Annotated in this window: 1 pseudogene; it reads right to left on the reverse strand. The window is 33.4% G+C overall.

Features of this window, described 5'->3' with window-relative positions:
- Positions 1–363: 363 nt before the first annotated feature.
- Positions 364–601, reverse strand: a pseudogene (locus tag ABN217_RS19770) (UDP-glucose 6-dehydrogenase); the annotation flags it as partial.

Below are 601 nucleotides of genomic sequence, written 5' to 3' on the forward strand. Positions count from 1 at the left end.
CTTGCAAATCACTATTTTTGATAAAAATAGCATTATTTTTCAAAAATAATCTCTTCGGGATATTTAGCGATAATTTTAAAAAACACATTAACTCTAAATATAATAACTTAAATATCAATAAGTTATATTCATAGTATATGATTACGATGCTAGTTACAGACAATAAACAGTAGTAATTCATGCGTAGTGAAATACACATTGAGTTACCGAATTTAAATAATTTTATAATTAATTAATAACTCAGTTTTATTTGATGACTACCAAGTTAAATAATGTGAAAAGGATAGCTTATTTAAAATTTAGAGGATTGAGGCGACATTTATCGCCTCAATATATTGACGGTATTGACTGGTTTATCGTCAGTTAATCATTGCCAAACAGATCACGTGTATACACTTTCTCTGCGACATCTTCGAGTTCAGGCACCATCCGGTTGGCTAAAATAATATCGCTATCGGCTTTGAATGCTTCAAGATCACGATACACTTTGGAGCGGAAGAATTCGTCCTCTTTAAGCACCGGCTCATACACAATCACTTCAATGCCTTTCGCTTTGATGCGTTTCATCACACCTTGTACCGCCGAGGCGCGGAAGTTATCT

The organism is Proteus sp. fly-1067 (assembly GCF_040139345.1).
Classification (GTDB): Bacteria; Pseudomonadota; Gammaproteobacteria; order Enterobacterales; family Enterobacteriaceae; genus Proteus; species Proteus vulgaris_B.